This is a genomic window from Qipengyuania sp. JB2-7 (assembly GCF_055693485.1).
This window is the reverse complement of sequence record NZ_CM146335.1, coordinates 2352582-2369034: the sequence shown is the minus strand read 5'-3', so window position 1 is coordinate 2369034 and position 16453 is coordinate 2352582. Positions and strand designations below refer to the sequence as shown.

Annotated in this window: 18 protein-coding genes and 2 pseudogenes; 7 read left to right on the top strand and 13 right to left on the bottom strand. The window is 56.3% G+C overall.

The genetic code is table 11. The features are described from left to right. Positions 1 to 199: 199 nt before the first annotated feature. From thiL to hisG, 4 genes and pseudogenes are all read right to left on the bottom strand, one after another. Positions 200 to 889, bottom strand: a complete 690-nt coding sequence (gene thiL / locus ACZ1GM_RS11945; RefSeq protein WP_472676649.1) for a thiamine-phosphate kinase — start codon at positions 887 to 889, stop codon at positions 200 to 202. A gap of 116 nt (positions 890 to 1005) precedes the next feature. Next, the gene (nusB, locus tag ACZ1GM_RS11940) at positions 1006 to 1458 is read right to left on the bottom strand and encodes a transcription antitermination factor NusB (protein WP_472676648.1); all 453 of its coding nucleotides are present in this window, start codon (positions 1456 to 1458) and stop codon (positions 1006 to 1008) included. Then, positions 1455 to 2745, bottom strand: a pseudogene (gene hisD, locus ACZ1GM_RS11935) (histidinol dehydrogenase). Before hisD ends, nusB begins: the two are co-directional and overlap by 4 nt. Then, positions 2745 to 3402 (bottom strand): annotated as a pseudogene (hisG, locus tag ACZ1GM_RS11930) (ATP phosphoribosyltransferase). Before hisG ends, hisD begins: the two co-directional pseudogenes overlap by 1 nt. Before the next feature lie 54 nt (positions 3403 to 3456). On the opposite strand from hisG, the gene ACZ1GM_RS11925 reads away from it, so the two are divergent. Further along, positions 3457 to 4521 (top strand): DUF2332 domain-containing protein, encoded by a 1065-nt coding sequence (locus ACZ1GM_RS11925; RefSeq protein ID WP_472676647.1) that lies wholly within the window; start codon positions 3457 to 3459, stop codon positions 4519 to 4521. On the opposite strand, the gene ACZ1GM_RS11920 is transcribed toward ACZ1GM_RS11925, so the two are convergent. From ACZ1GM_RS11920 to ACZ1GM_RS11905, 4 genes are all read right to left on the bottom strand, one after another. Beyond that, positions 4518 to 5423: an alpha/beta fold hydrolase gene (locus ACZ1GM_RS11920; RefSeq protein WP_472676646.1), complete on the bottom strand. Its 906-nt coding sequence runs from the start codon at positions 5421 to 5423 to the stop codon at positions 4518 to 4520. The genes ACZ1GM_RS11925 and ACZ1GM_RS11920 overlap by 4 nt on opposite strands. Then, a complete protein-coding gene (locus ACZ1GM_RS11915; protein ID WP_472676645.1) occupies positions 5420 to 6235 on the bottom strand; it encodes an SDR family NAD(P)-dependent oxidoreductase in 816 nt (271 codons plus the stop codon). Before ACZ1GM_RS11915 ends, ACZ1GM_RS11920 begins: the two co-directional genes overlap by 4 nt. Positions 6236 to 6247: 12 nt before the next feature. Beyond that, complete coding sequence (locus ACZ1GM_RS11910) at positions 6248 to 7084, bottom strand: helix-turn-helix domain-containing protein (protein WP_472676644.1); 837 nt, start codon at positions 7082 to 7084, stop codon at positions 6248 to 6250. 71 nt (positions 7085 to 7155) lie between these two features. Next, positions 7156 to 7428, bottom strand: a complete 273-nt coding sequence (locus ACZ1GM_RS11905; RefSeq protein ID WP_472676643.1) for a BolA family protein — start codon at positions 7426 to 7428, stop codon at positions 7156 to 7158. A 71-nt stretch (positions 7429 to 7499) separates the two neighbouring features. Between ACZ1GM_RS11905 and ACZ1GM_RS11900 the strand changes: the two genes are divergently transcribed. Then, the gene (locus ACZ1GM_RS11900) at positions 7500 to 8093 is read left to right on the top strand and encodes a J domain-containing protein (protein ID WP_472676642.1); all 594 of its coding nucleotides are present in this window, start codon (positions 7500 to 7502) and stop codon (positions 8091 to 8093) included. Here the strand turns inward: ACZ1GM_RS11900 and ACZ1GM_RS11895 are convergent. The 3 genes from ACZ1GM_RS11895 to ACZ1GM_RS11885 are packed head-to-tail and all read right to left on the bottom strand — an operon-like array spanning position 8090 to position 9989. Further along, positions 8090 to 8719, bottom strand: a complete 630-nt coding sequence (locus ACZ1GM_RS11895) for a glutathione S-transferase family protein (RefSeq protein ID WP_472676641.1) — start codon at positions 8717 to 8719, stop codon at positions 8090 to 8092. The two genes, ACZ1GM_RS11900 and ACZ1GM_RS11895, sit on opposite strands and share 4 nt — an antisense overlap. Positions 8720 to 8733: 14 nt before the next feature. Then, a complete protein-coding gene (locus ACZ1GM_RS11890) occupies positions 8734 to 9093 on the bottom strand; it encodes a DUF1428 domain-containing protein (RefSeq protein ID WP_472676640.1) in 360 nt (119 codons plus the stop codon). A gap of 53 nt (positions 9094 to 9146) precedes the next feature. Beyond that, positions 9147 to 9989, bottom strand: coding sequence for an oxygenase MpaB family protein (locus ACZ1GM_RS11885; RefSeq protein WP_472676639.1), 843 nt, complete (start codon positions 9987 to 9989; stop codon positions 9147 to 9149). A 55-nt stretch (positions 9990 to 10044) separates the two neighbouring features. Here ACZ1GM_RS11885 and cobS point away from each other — a divergent pair, with 55 nt between their 5' ends. Both cobS and ACZ1GM_RS11875 read left to right on the top strand, forming a co-directional pair. Beyond that, on the top strand, positions 10045 to 11037 hold the full coding sequence (cobS, locus tag ACZ1GM_RS11880) for a cobaltochelatase subunit CobS (protein ID WP_472676638.1): 993 nt from the start codon (positions 10045 to 10047) through the stop codon (positions 11035 to 11037). Between the two features lie 344 nt (positions 11038 to 11381). Beyond that, positions 11382 to 13373: a transglycosylase domain-containing protein gene (locus ACZ1GM_RS11875; RefSeq protein ID WP_472676637.1), complete on the top strand. Its 1992-nt coding sequence runs from the start codon at positions 11382 to 11384 to the stop codon at positions 13371 to 13373. 27 nt (positions 13374 to 13400) lie between these two features. Here ACZ1GM_RS11875 and ACZ1GM_RS11870 read toward each other — a convergent pair whose 3' ends face one another. Then, positions 13401 to 13805, bottom strand: coding sequence for a PaaI family thioesterase (locus ACZ1GM_RS11870; RefSeq protein WP_472676636.1), 405 nt, complete (start codon positions 13803 to 13805; stop codon positions 13401 to 13403). Then, positions 13798 to 14253 carry a PaaI family thioesterase gene (locus ACZ1GM_RS11865; RefSeq protein ID WP_472676635.1) on the bottom strand — a complete coding sequence of 152 codons (456 nt, stop codon included), beginning with the start codon at positions 14251 to 14253 and terminating at the stop codon, positions 13798 to 13800. The genes ACZ1GM_RS11870 and ACZ1GM_RS11865 overlap by 8 nt, the downstream gene beginning before the upstream one ends. Positions 14254 to 14385: 132 nt before the next feature. Between ACZ1GM_RS11865 and ACZ1GM_RS11860 the strand changes: the two genes are divergently transcribed. Genes ACZ1GM_RS11860 through ACZ1GM_RS11850 form a run of 3 tightly spaced genes read left to right on the top strand, consistent with a single transcriptional unit; the run spans position 14386 to position 16451 of the window. Next, positions 14386 to 14547 carry a hypothetical protein gene (locus ACZ1GM_RS11860; RefSeq protein WP_472676634.1) on the top strand — a complete coding sequence of 54 codons (162 nt, stop codon included), beginning with the start codon at positions 14386 to 14388 and terminating at the stop codon, positions 14545 to 14547. A gap of 18 nt (positions 14548 to 14565) precedes the next feature. Then, positions 14566 to 15531, top strand: a complete 966-nt coding sequence (locus ACZ1GM_RS11855) for a hypothetical protein (RefSeq protein ID WP_472676633.1) — start codon at positions 14566 to 14568, stop codon at positions 15529 to 15531. 14 nt (positions 15532 to 15545) lie between these two features. Further along, positions 15546 to 16451: a transposase gene (locus ACZ1GM_RS11850; RefSeq protein ID WP_472676632.1), complete on the top strand. Its 906-nt coding sequence runs from the start codon at positions 15546 to 15548 to the stop codon at positions 16449 to 16451. Positions 16452 to 16453 lie beyond the last annotated feature (2 nt).

Genomic DNA, 16453 nt, shown 5'->3' with positions numbered 1-16453 from the left:
CCGCAGTCGAGAGAGTGCGCAGAGCGGCTAGACATGTTGATAGCCCAATCCGTCTGATGTCGCGAAGATCTCACCATCGAGCAATAATGGGGCAGAATCTGCCGCAGTTACCGATCCGATCCGAGTTGCAGTCACGGGCAGTTGGACCCCCGGGTTTGCGGTGAATAGCAACTGATAATCATCACCCCATCGGATGCATTCATCGAGATCTGTTTTCGTCTGCAACCGGGATGAGTTCACGTTTTAGTTCGAATGCAACATCAAGACTGGAGACCGCCATGCGCCAGCAATCGAGCAAGAGGCCGTCTGAAATGTCCATCATGGCAGTGACGTAAGGCGCGAGCGCCTGGCCTTCCTTCAGCAAGGGTGTGGGGCGGTTGTAGGCGTCAAGGTGTGCGCTGTCTTCCTCAAAGCCCAGCAACGCCTGGCCGAGCGGCCCAGTTACGTAAATGTCGTTGCCGACCTCCGCGCCGACGCGCGATGGCACCGGCGTGTGTGTTGCGCAGTAGATTGCCGTGAGGCCAAGCGTGAGTGGACCATCGGTGGAAATCGTGTCTCCACCCAAAAGAGGAACGCCATATTTGTTGAGGACAGCAGAAAGGCCTTCCAGGAACCTTTCATCGCCTTTCGAGAGTGTGTGAGACAGCATGACTCCAATCGGTTCCGCGCCCTTTGCTGCCAAGTCGGACAGATTGGTCGCAACCAGTTTCCACGCAACGTCCGCCATATCCGCATCGCTGCGGAAATGTGTACCCTCGGCCATCGCGTCATGCGTCAGGATGAGCGTTTCGTTGCCAAACTCTAGAGCTGCGCAATCATCACCAAGCCCGCGAGCGCCAAGATGCAGCGGGAGCTTGCGTAACGCGGTTATGAAGTCAGTCTCGGTCATCTGACGGACCCAATAGCCGTTCGCCCTGAGCCTGTCGAAGGGCCGTTCTTCACTTTTGGTATGTCACAAAGAGACGTGCGATGCTTCGAAAAGCTCAGCATGAACGGACCGTCCGTTTAATCCCTGACTTCCTTCGCCACTGCATCAAGAATGCCATTCACAAATTTCGCCTCGCGGTCGTCAAAGAATGCTTTCGCGACATCAACATATTCACTGATGGCCGCAGCTTTGGGCACGTCAGCGCGGGCTAGCAGCTCATAGGTGCCAGCGCGCAAAATCTGCAGCATGGTCTTGTCCAGACGCGCGAGCGTCCAGCCCTCGGCAAGACGCGCCATTAACAGCACGTCGATCTCTTCACGCCGCGCATCGACACCACTCACCACATCATCGAAGAAATCGACCTCTGCATCGGCATAGTGATCGTCTTCAATCTCGCGGCCCAGCCGATGCTGATGGAACTCATCAAGCAATTTGGTGAGCGCAGTGCTCTCCATCTGCTGCTGATAAAGCGCCTGAACTGCGGCCAATCGTGCAGCCGAACGAGCCTGGGAACGCGGAGCAGTATTCATTTCAATCTCAATTCAATAGATCTTGCATGAGCGGGCAGCCCCTCAGCCTCCGCCAGTTTTATGGCGGCTGGCCCTATTGCTTTCAGCGCTTCTTCGCTTGCATCGATAAAGCTCGTGCGTTTCATAAAATCGAGCACTGACAGCCCGCTGGAGAAACGTGCGCGGCGTCCGGTTGGCAGCACGTGATTTGGGCCAGCGATGTAGTCTCCGACAGCCTCTGGGGTGGTCCGACCGAAGAAAACGCTGCCAGAATGGCGCATGGTTTTGAACAGTACTTCTGGATCAGCCACCGCGAGTTCCGTGTGTTCGGCGGCCAGACGATCGGACAAGGGTACGGCGTCTGCAAGGCTATCGACAACGACGATCAACCCATGCTCATCCCAACTTTCGCGGGCACGCTTTCCGGTCTCCAAAGTCCCCAATTGCACGTCGACGGCGTCCTCAACCAAGCGCGCAAAAGTCTCGTCATCTGTAATCAAGATCGACTGGCTCGATGGGTCGTGTTCGGCTTGGCTCAGCAGATCAGCTGCGATCCAGTCAGGATCATTATCTTTATCTGCGATCACCAGAATCTCGCTCGGCCCGGCGACCATATCAATGCCGACTACGCCATACAGCTGCCGCTTGGCCTCGGCGACATAGGCATTCCCGGGACCTGTAATCACATCAACGCACTTGATCCGATCAGTTCCATAAGCAAGTGCGCCAACGGCGTGTGCGCCGCCCACCCGCCAAATCTCGTCGACACCGGCGATATACGCGGCAGCCAGCACCAACGGATTCATTTCACCCTTGGGTGTCGGGGTGGTGACAACCAAGCGTTCAACGCCAGCAACCCTTGCAGGGATCGCGTTCATCAACAATGAAGAAGGGTACGCAGCTCGCCCACCCGGTACATATAGCCCGTACCGCTTCTACTGGCGTCCAGCGCGCACCCAGCCGCATGCCGATCGCATCAGTGTAGTCGCGATCTTCGGGCACTTGCCCTTCGTGATAAGCGCGAATGCGGTCTGCAGCCAATTGCAGGGCATCACGCAATTCGACATCCAGATCTCGGTATGCGGCCTCGCATCGCTCCGCTGAAACGCGCCAGTCAACGTCGTGGGTCAAATGATGCTGGTCGAAGCGGGTTGTGTATTCCACCACCGCATCATCGCCGCGTTGACGTACCTCGTGCAAGATGTCCGCTACGTCGCGGCTGACGCTCGTGTCGCTTTCTCGCCTGTCCCGAACAATCTGCGTAAAGGCTTTCTCGAAACCGGCATCACTGACATTAAGAAACTGCATTACGCTGCCTTCCGCTCGCTCGCGTCGGCACGGAATGCTTCCACCAGTTCCGCGACGCGCGCGTCGGTTTTCAGCGCGGCACGATTAACGATCAACCGAGCAGAAATGTCCATGATCTTGTCAGTCTCGACCAAGCCGTTTTGCTTGAGCGTACGCCCGGTCGAAACCAGATCGACGATCCGACCTGCCAAACCCAGCTCCGGTGCAATTTCCATTGCACCATTCAGTTTCACACACTCAGCTTGGATGCCTTGCCTTTCGAAATGGCGCCGCGTGATGTTTGGATACTTTGTCGCAATGCTCAAATGGCTTGCACCGCGTACGGAGCCAGCCTGATCGGTACGGCTCAGCCACGGACAAGTGACAGTGGCCAATGTCCAGATCGACCGGCGCGTACAGGTCGGTGTAATCGAATTCTTCAATCACATCAGAACCGACAATGCCCACTTGCGCTGCGCCATGGGCGACAAACGTAGCCACATCAAATGCGCGCACCCGGATCAGGCACATATCGTCGCGCGTGGTACGAAAGGTCAGAGAGCGATTAGCCTTATCGTGAAAGGCATCTTCCGGAACTACGCCGGCGCGCGCCATGACTGGCAACGCCTCGTCCAGAATTCGCCCCTTGGGCACGGCAAAGGTAAGCTGTTTCGACATGCAACGGGCAAATAGGCACAGCTCTGCTAAAGGGCAATGTGAAAGGAGCTTTGGATGGCAGATAGTGCATTGATGGACATGGCTTCTGTGCCCCAGGGGATTGAATGGCAGGCAAGCCATGCGGAAAAGGGCGGGGCACACGGAACCGCGAAAGTCATTCGTGCATGTCTAGCGTTGCTGGAAGGGGAAACCGCTACAGGCCGCCGGATCGCTGGTTGGCATGGCTTGGTGGTGAAAGATGCAATGCCGCTGCGTATTGCGGGTGGGTTGCACAATTTGGTGCTGACTGGTGCTGACACCCGCCTAGCCGATGTTTATGCCGGACGGATGACCGATCAGGCGAGCGTTGATGCGTTGGTTTGCGAACTGGTCGAGACATATGACACGCGGCTCTTGCCGTGGCTCGATGGTCCCCCACAAACCAATGAAGCAGGGCGATCTGCCAGCCTTATGGCAGGGTTGATGTGGCTGTGCGATCACGTTGCGCCACGTTTCGATATGCTGGAGCTGGGCGCGAGTGCAGGCATAAACACGATGATGGAGCGATATCGCTATAACGTCGGCGGGGTGGAAGTGGGGCCTCCCGATAGCCCGATGCAGATTGTACCAGAATGGAAAGGGTCTTGCCCACCCGCAAATAGCCCAGAGATTGTTTCGATCCGTGGGTGTGATGTCGATCCGGTCGATCTCACTAATCCCGAAGCGGTTCTGAGGCTAAAGAGCTATGTCTGGCCCGAAGCCTCGCAAAGGATGGGGCGGATCGATGCGGCGGTAACGTTGGCTGGCGAACGTGCTCCAGATGTTGTGCAGTCCGATGCTGCGAGTTTTGTGACGGAAGCTTTGGCACAGCCACAGCAGTCTGGCGTGACCCGCGTGTTGTTTCACTCGATTGTCTGGCAATACGTGCCGCCCGAGCAGCAAGCGATGGTTCAGGCTGAAATGGCTCGTACGGCGGAGCAGGCAAGCAAGGACAAACCGCTGGCGTGGCTCATGCTGGAGACTAACCGCGAGACCTTTCAACATGAGTTGATAGCGCGTTTTTGGCCTGGAAACGGCGAACCGCATCTGCTGGCGACTGCTCATCCGCACGGCGCCTGGGTCGAATGGCTCGTCAGTTAACTCTCGCGAGCCAGAAATTCCTCCATAGCTACAATCACCTGTTTGGGTGTTTCCCACGGTACGAAATGGCCGCAATCAGGCACCCTTGCGATGGTTAAGTCATCGGCCATGTCCTCAAGTCCCTCCAGATTGCGCGAAGGCAGGGCAAGGTCATCCATCGCCCAGATGACAAGCGTGGGAATGGCAAGGTTTGGGACTGACGCGAATTTGAAGTCCGTTGGCACTTCGAACGGCTCGTCCATTGTCGGCACAGTTAGAGGTGTTGCGCGATAATAATTGAGCATGCCAAACGCGGCATCTCGGTCCTGCCAGTCATTGAGCAAGATATCGCGCTCCTCCTGAGGCATAGCCGATGGCTTGTCCCATTTGACAGCCTTCAGCATCAGCCCGGTCAGACCTCTCTCGCGAACCAGTTCATCATTCGCCGGATCACGGAAAGCGCGGATATACTGGCTACCCTCGCGTTGTTCCTGATCTATCCAGAGCATCCTTTGGAAAATGATCGGGTGCGGGGCGTTGGCGATGATCGCGCGTTCCACCCGTCCGTTTGCCTGCCCCGCCAAAGCAACACCCCATGCAATCGCGCCGCCCCAGTCGTGGCCAACGATAGTAAAGGTCTCGACGCCCAAAGCATCGGCCAGCAGGAATATGTCACCCGCGAGCTTATCGGGCGTATACGCATCGACCTCTTGCGGCTTGGATGATCCGCGATAGCCGCGCTGATCCGGCGCGATGCAGCGAAAACGGTCGCTGAAATGGCCAATCTGATGCCGCCAGGTTCGGTGATTTTCGGGGAAGCCATGCAGGAAAATGAGCGCTGGCGCATTTTTCGGGCCGACATCGACCACGTCCAGGTGAATGCCATTGGCAAGTTCGACCCGGTTTTGCTCAAGCGCAATCATCTATCCTCTTCCATCCGGTCCATATAACCGCTTGCGACCATAGCCGCGACTTGATCGAACAGCGTGTCCGGCGTGCGGCGCATCTCGCCCATTTGTTCTTCCATATCGCGCGCCACGATGATCTCACGCTCTCCCTTAGCGATGCCTTCAACCATTATATTGGCAGCCTTATCAGGTGGAATTCCGGCATCAATGACCTTGTCACTTCGCCCGCGTGCGCTGCCGTCAGCAGTTAGCGCGTTTCGACTGACATCCGTAGCGATGGAACCGGGATAGACAACGTGCACGTCGATCCCGTTAATCGACAATTCGCCCCGCAGCGCGTCGGCGTAGCCAGCCAGGCCGAACTTGGCAGCGCTATACGCGGTGCGCATTGGAACACCGACCTTGCCCGCAATGGATGAAATGAACACCAAGCCGCCGCTACCGCGTTCGGCCATATGACCGACAAGGCTTTGGCTGAACGCGATTTGTGCCGTCAGATCGATTTCGATGATATCGCGATAGACTTGCATGTCTGTTTTGAGTGCGCGGCTGCGCTGCGAAACACCTGCGTTCGCCACAGCTATATCCACGCCGCCATTCCAATCTATCGCCGTTGAGGCCGCATTTGTTAGTGCTGCCTCGTCGCGGACATCGAATGGCAGAATAAGAGTTTGTGAGGCGCATTTTTCAGCGACCTCCTTCAAGCGTTCCGCATTCCGACCGGACAGCACAATGCTGGCACCCCGCTCGGCCCACGCGGTGGCAAGGCTTGCACCAATCCCACTGCTTGCGCCGGTAATCCAGATGGTTTTGTCAGAGAAGGCCAAGACTATGTTCTCCTAATCCTCATAAAGACTTTCCTGGCGCAGTTTGAGACCTGCCGTTTGTAGCGGAGTCATCGTCTCTTTGAACATGCGCGGGGTCATTTTCGTGAAACGTTTGAACTCGCGGTTGAGGTGCGACTGGTCATAGTAACGTAGCTCGGCCAGATCGCCCTCTGACGGCGTTGAAAACCCCCGCATGGCCGTGGCGATGTCGAGGAAACGGCTACGTCTGAGCACGGATTTCGGCGTCAAACCGAATGAGGATTTACAACGCCGCCCCATTTGCCGGGTGGACAAGCCCAGATGGTCGGCGGCGGTTTCAATCCGCATTGTGCTGTGGAGGCGGGCGATCCTCTCGAAAACCGCCATCTGAGCATCAGGTTCTGGGTTTGCGATGGTTTCAATCCTATCAAGAATGAAGTGCTCCATCGCTGCGACTTTGCCCTCATCATCAGGAGCAGCAGCAACTGCATCATACATTTCGGTGGCGCGGACGCCCGCGTAATCCTCCAAAGAAATGAGTTTGTCGACGAAGTCGGAATGGGGGAGTTTTGACAGACAATGCCATGCACTAGGCCGAACTGCGAAGCCAGCTACGGCAAAGCTGCCCTGAACGCGCACGCGAAATGGCAACTCGTTAGACCCGAAGAACAGCACGCGGCTGTGGTCCGACCATCGGCCCGGTGCAACTTCGCCGGACCAATTCCCCTTGATTAGGCAGCGTACAAAGGCGGTTTCTGCGAGAAGAAAGTCCTCAATGACGATCTCATCGGGCAATTCAGCTTCGAATACATAGAATCGCCGAATGTAAGGGCGCAGGCGCGGCGAGGGGCAGTAGGTGCGCGAAAGCATCAGTGCATGCCCCGCATAGCGCGCGGGTCAGCATGATAAAGCTGCGACCCCATATTGATCCCTCTTTGCCCTCAATCGTCTGGCGAACTTGCCTTAACCGCGACTGCATGCACGCGTTCGCCGGGAATGTCACCCAGGGCACGATTGATCATTCGCTGACGTTCCAATCTTGAGACACCCGTGAAAGAGGCCGCCTCAATGACGATAGTGAAGTGAGATTCGCCGCTGCCATCGTCACCTGCGTGCCCGTGGTGGCTGGCGCTGTCATTAACGATGTCGAGTTTTGTTGGCGCGAATGCCGCGGTGAGCAAGTCGTGCATTTCGGTCGCTACTGATCCGCCCATGGTGATTTCTCCTGTTTTAATGGCTTATTGGGGGCTTCACTTAGCGCATTATTATCCCCATCCTATAGCCAATGTCGCAAAGCAGATTCCATGGAAGGCACGAAGGGGTGGACGCGGTTTGCGATCATCCAGTTTGCCAGAAACCTGGAGAATTTCGTGCACCCGGTGTTGCTGGGCATTCGTTCAATGGTCCGGGTCAATGGCGTTGGTTTTGTCTTGAGCACATTCGCGAATTTAATGCTGGCTATGACTGGTTCGAAGGCATGAGCGCAGAAGAGATATTGGATGCGCAAGGTCCGACATCCGGATGGCGTACCGAAAGCCCATCCTTCAGGCCGACAGCTGGAGTGGACGGCATGCCTCGCTGGGCGGATTTTGACGATCCACTGGATGCGATTTCGGCACGGGCGAATGGCATAAAAAGCCGCACGCAACGTGAGGCAGCCATGGCCATGGATGGGCGCTTTTCGAAAGAAGAAGCGGGTGCGCTTGAGACTATGGGCCTTGGCCTCGATACCGACAGGCAGCGCTTGCGAAGCCGCTATTCAGAACTCGTTCGGCGCTATCACCCAGACCGCAATGGCGGCGACCGCCAATTTGAAGGACGGCTCAGCAAGGTAGTCGAGGCGTATCAGTTGCTGAGGAAGAGCCGTGCTTTCGCTTAGCCAGCTTGTGCAGGTATATGCTCCGCGCATTCCGCTTCCGTCTGCTTATAGGCGTCGCGTGCCCTGACGCGATCAGCATAGGCCTTAAAAACCGGGCGATCCGGTAAGGTGCCAAATCGCAGGCCCCAATCGACCTGCGCGCCTACATAAACGTCGGCCATGGTAAATCGATCACCGCATGCAAAGTCACGGCCCGAAAGCAGATTCTCCAGCGTGTCCATGGCCTTGGAGTAATTGCCAAAACCCAGCATTGCCTGCTTTTGTGGGTCGTCCGCTTTCCAACCCATAGCGTCCGCGACCAGTGCCTGCTCCACTGGCCCGGCGACGTAGAACATCAACCGGAAGTACGATGCGCGTTCGACATCATTTGGTAGCAGGTCAGAGTTTGAATGAACCTCTGCCAGATAGTGGCAAATCGCCGCCGTTTCGGTAATCACATGATCATCGCCGCCAAGGTGATGGATCAGGGTGGGAACTTTGCCCATTGGGTTTGCGTCGAGCAGCGCCTGTGGTTTGTCAGTCCATTCAATCAATTGCAGATCGAAGTCAGCACTGACCTCATTCAATGCCCACCAAGCGACCCATGCACGGCTTTGTGGATGCGCGAAAAACGTGAAGTCTGCCATATTGGGCGCCCCGTTCAATCGCGGTCGAGCGTGAACATTGGCTCAAAACCACCATAGATCATGCGCATCCCATCAAACGGCATTTCGCCCATGTCCTGTGTCCAAAACTCATCCTGTTCCATCTTTTTGTGAGCCGCCTCGCAGGTTTCCTTGTCGGGCCAGATCATCCATGAAAACACGATCTTCTCGCCAGGCTCCGCCTTTACTGCGCGGCGGAAATCCGTGACTTTCCCGTCAGTAACATCGTCCTCCCAAGTCTCGACAATTTCGGTCACGCCATATTCGGCGAACTTGCCAGCAGACTTTTCCGCCAATTCTCGGTACGCTGCTTTTTTATGCGCAGGGACCGCGATCAGAAATCCTTGGACATACATAGCTAATCTCCCTTCCGGCGTAGAAACTAGCACGAATTCGCGACAATTGAGCGTCAATTTTGCCGAAAGGCCCAGCGTAAGGTCTTGCCCATTCCCCATGTCGCTGCGCGCGCCGGAAGGGCGGCAAGGCCGGGATCCTCAAGCGCGAGCATCGTGCGAGCAAACGCAGGAAGCAGTGAAACAGCCTCAGTACCCAGCAATGCCTGAACCATTGGCGGGGCGCCCTTGGGGCGCTGGTTCAAAACCAAATTGGCAACCTCGCGGGCTTCAGGACTGGCGTTCAACTCATCGCGGAAATCGCGAAATAGCGCCTCGGCCTCGCGCCGCGTAATTGGCACAGGATCAGCGCCCAGCCTGCGCGCGATCATTGCAAACTGATGGTAATACTCATCTTGTTCGTGACCCGGCATATCTGGGCGGACATGGCGCAGGTAGGCCTCAAGAAAACTGGTCGCCTCCACAACGTGCACCCACGCAAGGGTGCGCGGGTCGCGTGCGGAATATGGCGTTCCATCAGGCAGTGTTCCCTTCACCTGCATATGTATCAGGTTAACGCGCTCAATCGCTGCTTGTGCTTCATTACGATGGCCGAACGTGGTGACTGCAATGAAACGCGCCGTTCTGCGCAGCCGGCCATGCATATCCTGCCGAAAATTGGAGTGATCGAGCACACCCTGCAGCGCACTTGGGTGCAGCATCTGGATCAGCAGGCTGCGGATCCCGCCGACCATCATGCTAACCACATCGGCATGGACCATACGGATCGGGCTGTCCTTTTCAAACAGCGCATCGTCGGACGGCGGCACCGGTTTTTGCCCGCTATCGACGTCGTTAAAGACGGATCGGACGCCGGAGACCAAACGTTCGCGAAAAAACTCTGAAGGGCGAGGTGGCATAATCCCCAATATAGGGGTTGGCTGGTGAAGGATAAATCCCTAACTCGCGAGTGTAATGAATGACATGACTGACACGCCGCTCGATTCCCGCGATAAAACCGTTCTCGCCACACCCGACACGGAAGTTGATGTGCGCGAAGTTTTTGGCATCGATATTGACTGGAAAGTGCCCGCCTTTTCCAAACCCGATGAGCGTACGCCCGATCTGGACGAATCCTACGTGTTCGATCCTGACACGACTCTGGCGATTCTGGCGGGCTTTGCGCATGATCGGCGAGTGATGGTTCAGGGCTATCATGGTACCGGCAAATCGACTCATATCGAACAGGTCGCCGCACGGCTGAACTGGCCATGTATTCGAATCAATCTCGATGCGCATATCAGCCGTATTGATCTGGTTGGACGCGATGCAATCGTTCTGCGTGACGGCCTGCAAGTGACCGAGTTTCGCGAGGGCCTGCTGCCGTGGGCTCTGCAACACCCTGTCGCGCTAGTTTTTGACGAGTACGACGCTGGCCGCCCAGACGTGATGTTCGTGATCCAGCGTGTGCTAGAACAGCAGGGCAAGTTGACCCTGCTTGACCAGAACCGAGTGATCCGCCCCGACGCCAATTTCCGACTTTTCGCGACCGCCAATACTGTCGGGCTGGGCGATACCAGCGGATTGTACCACGGCACGCAGGCAATCAACCAGGGGCAGATGGACCGTTGGAATATCGTCGTTGGCCTCAATTATCTGCCCGCGGATGTTGAGCAGGATATTGTTGCGGCAAAGAATCCCGATACCGATCCGGCAGTGCTTGCAAACATGATCAAGGTGGCCGATTTGTCGCGGCAAGGCTTCATCAATGGCGATATCTCAACCGTCATGAGTCCGCGCACCGTGATTACCTGGGCGCAGAATTACGCAATTTTCAAAGACATTGGCATGTCCTTCCGCCTCTCTTTCCTGAACAAATGCGACGAGGAAGAGCGGATGCTGGTGGCTGAATATTATCAGCGCGTCTTTGGCGAAGACCTGCCTGAAAGTGTTGTCAGCAAAGGCTAGACCATTGGCGGTACAGCCATAGTTCACCCAAGTCTTGCCAATAACTGTGTTGTTCCGCTAATACAGTTATTCCATGTCGTTCATCAATCGCTTTTTCAAACGGGGCCAGGGCACGCCTGAACATCATCCGGTACGGAGGGTATTATTCTCTGCATGATGACGGTCCGGACGATGGCTTCGCCTCATCTTCATCGCGATCTTCACGACTATCCTATGATGATTGGGATGCACGGCTTGACCGGCTGGATGCGCACTTCAAGGCGGAGGATGAAAGGCGTCGGACCCGCTGGTGGCAGCCATCGCATTGGCGCGAGCGCCGCAAGCGCTGGTGGGCGCTGCGGATTGTGGCTGGGCTCATTTTCCTGTTTATCCTGACGGTCGGCTGGCTCGCTTTCACTGCGCCGTTAAACAAGTCGTTGGAGCCGATCGCACCGCCGCAGATAACCCTGCTGGCCGCCGACGGCACCCCGATTGCACGTAACGGTGCGATTACCGACCAACCCGTGGTAATTGATGAGTTACCTCCGCATGTTGTGGAGGCGTTCCTGTCGATTGAGGATCGCCGTTTCTATTCGCACTGGGGTGTTGATCCACGCGGCCTTGGTCGTGCAGTCTGGGCCAGAGTATCTGGTGGGCCGATGCAGGGCGGTTCCACTATTACACAGCAATTGGCCAAGTTCACATTTCTGACGCCTGACCAAACGCTGAGCCGCAAGGCGCGGGAGATGCTGATCGCATTCTGGCTCGAAAGCTGGCTGACCAAGGACGAGATCCTCGCGCGATATCTATCGAACGCCTATTTCGGCGACAATGTGTATGGCCTGCGTGCGGCCAGTCTGCACTTCTTCTATCGCAAACCGGAAAACCTCACCCGTTCGCAAGCCGCGATGCTAGCTGGATTGGTGCAGGCGCCTTCGCGCTATAATCCGGTGAAGCATTACCCGCGTGCGGAACGACGGATGAAAATGGTCGTCAATGCGATGGTCGCTGCGGGCTATATAAGCGCGGCAGAGGCTGAACGCATTCGCCCACCAGCGCTGGATGTTCGGCTGAAGAGCGATTTGCCAACCGGCACCTATTTTGCGGATTGGGCGCTGCCGCAGGCGCGGGAACGCACCGAAACTGGCTATGCGCGTCAGACCCTGACGACCACTCTCGACTCCCGGCTACAGCAATTGGCGCGTCGCGTTGTCGCGCGCGCAAATTTGGGAGAGGCGCAAGTGGCTTTGGTTGCGATGCGACCCAACGGCGAAGTGGTCGCCATGGTCGGCGGCAAAGACTATGCACAAAGTCCGTTTAACCGTGTCAGCCAGGCCAAACGACAGCCCGGATCCACTATTAAGACATTCGTGTATTTGGCGGCGCTGCGCGATGGGTGGGCGCCGGAAAGCACCGTGGCCAATACCGAAATCACTGAGGGCAGCTATAGGCCGAAGAACGCGAATGGGCGGTATTCTGATGAAATCACCCTGCGAAACGCGCTAGCCCAATCGAGCAATGTCGCGACCCTCCGCCTGTTCAACGCGCTGGGTTCAGAGAAAGTGATCGCGACTGCACGCGATTACGGGATCGGCGCAAACCTGCCTCAAGGTGACCCCAGCATAGCGCTCGGTTCGACCAGCATGACTTTAATCAAGCTGACCTCGGCCTATGCAGGGATTGCGGCCAATGAGTTCCCGGTCGAACCCACCGCATTTGTGCGGGAAGAGCGCAGCTGGTGGGATGATTTGTGGGATGGCCCATCCAGCCTTTCCGACGGACAGCACGATGAAATTGAGGATATGCTGCGTAATGCGGTGAACAATGGGACGGGCAAGGCCGCTACCCTGGCGGGACCGAATTTCGGCAAAACTGGTACGAGCCAGAACAATCGCGACGCGCTGTTCGTGGGCTATGCTGGCCAAGGTGATGAGCGTCTGGTGGTGGGTGTGTGGATTGGCAATGATGACAATTCCCCGCTCGATGGGATTAGCGGTGGCGGAATGCCGGCACGGATATGGCGCAACTTCATGCGTCAGGCGGTAACCAGTACGCCAACACCGCGCCCTGCGGCGACGGACAATGCAGACCCAGGTGGCCCGATTGAACCGCTCGATGTGCCAGAACTGGAAGATATACCTCTTGGCGATGATGCAAATTTGCGCATCCGCGATGGTGAATTGGTGCTTTCAACCGAGATTGAAGGTGTTCCGGTTGATATCACCTTGAATGAAGATGGCCTCAATGTCGTTGGCGAACAAATCGAGCAAATGCGCGATGACGCGCAAGATCGATTTGACCGGGTTGAGCAGGAGATCGAAGCGCGACGACGCAGGCTTGAAGAACGCAATCGATAAGTTTGCGTGACCCCAGATAGATCGTCCTCAGCCGCGCACGATCATGACATTCATGATCGCTGACGCGATAGGTTTATCGCGCTTATCCTGCCACGCTTCGACACTGATATTGGCAGTGCGTCGGCCCAGTTTCACAATGCGTCCGCACGAGTATGTCGTTTCCAGATTTCCCGTTCGCAAAAACTGTACCGTGATGTTTATCGGCTTGAGCTGATGCGGCCCTTCAGCCGAAAGGGCACTGCGTAATACGGCATAGCCAGCGGTTTCCAGCAATCCGCTGATCGCGCCTCCGTGTAAGGCTCCGGGCCGTCCCGAGAGACGCTCGGCGTATTCTGCACGTAGGATCGGGGTTTCTGCCTCCCAACGATCAAATTCCACGCCCAAAGAGCGTGCGTAAGGAGTGAGGAGTGCGCTTTCGGACAGCTCAGCCATCTGGCACCAACCGCTTGTCGGTCTTGATCGACATGAAGACCGCTTGAATTCTCGCGACCGGGTCATCGGGATCACCATCGTGGGCATAGCCGCGCACAAAGGCTGCCGATCGCGTTTGCCGATAACATTGTGACCACCCAAAGATGCTGGACTGAGCACGGGCAGGGCGGACATAATCAACCCGCAAATCCAATGTCGCGATTGCAGTAAATTCTTTCTTGGTGTTCCAGATTGCGAGCCCGCTGGCCATGTCCATCAGGCTGATGACAGGGCCAGATGCGATGACATCATCGCCGTCTTGCCCAACCAGATCTTGGCGCCAGGGAAGCTCAAGCTTCACCCAATCTTCGCCGTGATCACAGTACTTTAGGCCAAGCCAACCATTGTGAGCTCGGGTTGTAAGAAAAGGCGCAGCGAGTGCTGGATCAAAGTGCTGGAGCTTGCTCATCTCAGTGCGGCTCTGCAGCTGACTTTTCCCAATTACAATGTTTTAATTTCAAACTCTCCGGCGGTGTCGTCACTTTTCGAAATACCGGGCGCAACGCAACGTCGTGCTCGTGACCCCAAACGGAGAAAGACGATGAATCTGCCAAAAATTGACTTGGAAAGCCTGCCTAGCTTGGAAGCTGCCTCGGGCATTTTTGGGAGTCTGTCGGATCTGGCAACAGCCACTGTCGATGACCGCGTGGTGATTATCATGACGTATGTCTACGAAACGTTGCCACCTGACGCCGTACTTTAATCTGCTGACTGCGACGTCATGCGGATTGACCCAAAACTGCGTCTGCTGCGGGATAGCTCTGTCCCGCAGCAGCGTGCGCAGCGAGAGCTTGAGAACGCCCTTCACGCTTGGCGGAAGCGTCAGGATGTCTCGCTTATGTTTGAAGAGCTGGAAGCCTTTGGAAGAAGCACTCCCTTAGCCAATTGCCCGATGCTCGACACTCTGATGCATGAGCCTGAACGCGCGAGAGCCATCGTTAACGCCATGACAGATGCGATCAGTGATGCGCTGTTTAAAGAGCCACTTGGGCATGTGCCGTTTCGGCATCAGTACTCCGACGGGGTTAGTGTGATGCAATTGGGGCAGTCGGGCCGCGCAATTCTCTCGCTCGTCACATATGAAGAGCTACCAATCGAACGGCGTAAGACCCCGCAGTCGGTGTGCTTTTCCGGCGGTGAACGGTACGAATGCTATCTGGCAGGATCGGCACGGGGCGCGATTTTCGAGATAATTAGAGAAGACGATGGCGAGGCTGTGCTGGATCGCCAGCCCGTTACGTTCAGAGAAGGCGGCACACTGCGACTTGTCGGCGAGCGAAAAACCAAGATTGTGAGCAGTGTTCACGGGCGACTTGTGATGCTGCGACTTGGACGAACGCCGGTGAAACCTGATCCCGCGAGGGAGTATCGCATTTCTGACGGGAAACTGGTCCACCGGGCGAGCGGATTGCGCAAGGAAAGTCATCAGGAACTGGCGATGGCATTGCTGGGCAAGATGGGCCGCACCGACGCCGGTGACGTGTTTGAACGCATTGCATTTTCGGGAAGTGAGCATTTGCGCTGGCAAGCGGTGCGAGAGTTTCTCGCGTTAGACACAGCTGGCGGCTTCGCGGCGCTATGTAAAATTGCATCCAACCCGAGTGACGCGCTCAGCGAGTTTGCTGGAACCTTGCGTGCACGTCTCATCGAAACGCATCCCCAACTGGCTGAACTCTTGCAAAAATAGACGGAAGGCAAAGCATGCCGTTATTACTTGAATGCGAAGACACTCGGCAAATTTCTGTACCCGACTGCCTCGACATGCTTGGCGATGCAGGTGTCGATGTTACTGATGAAGAGAGCCTCGCACACGGAGCATTAGCGCTAAGGCGTCTGGCCAATAACCGCAACTTTCTGGGTGATTTGCTGGTTGAGCAATTGCGTGACGGCGATGGCTCAATAGGGGAGCAGACGGGCTATGGTCCACAGGCTATAGTTCTCTCAAGACTGCGTGGCGGCTGTTTTTTACGAGCCAATATCTGGCCATCGGCGCGCGACGCCTGTTTCCAAACCAGCGGTGCCAAAACTTTTGTCTACGGCGTGCCGCATGACCACAATTTCAGCTTTCTGACGGCGGGTTATTTCGGTCCTGGCTATGCCAGTGACTACTATGAATATGAATACGATCAGACCGCAGGGTTTGTAGGTGAGAAACCGGGTCTCAAGTTTGTCGAACGCAGCACTCTGCACGAAGGCAAGTTAATGCTATACCGTGCCCATCGTGACATCCATTCGCAGATTGCGCCTGAAAGCATGTCCGTTTCTCTCAATATCATGCAGATTGACCCGGGTCAGGGGTGGTTCGACCAATATGGTTTCGAGCTGGAAACCGGCGAGATCACCGGCATCTTGAACCCGACTTCGACCGAAGCGTTTTTGCGCTGTGCGGTCGGATTGGGTAGCGGCAATGCGATTGATCTGGCGGATCATTTTGGCCGGACCCACCCGAGTGACCGTATGCGACTGGCCAGTTATGAGGCGCGGTCTCTTCTGACGCAGGATGAAGAGCAAGCGGATGATTTATGGCGAGAGGCCGAAACCAGCAGCTCGCGCATGGTTTCCCAAGAGGCGTTAGTCCGCCGCCGTATGCTGGAGCCTGCCGAGTAACG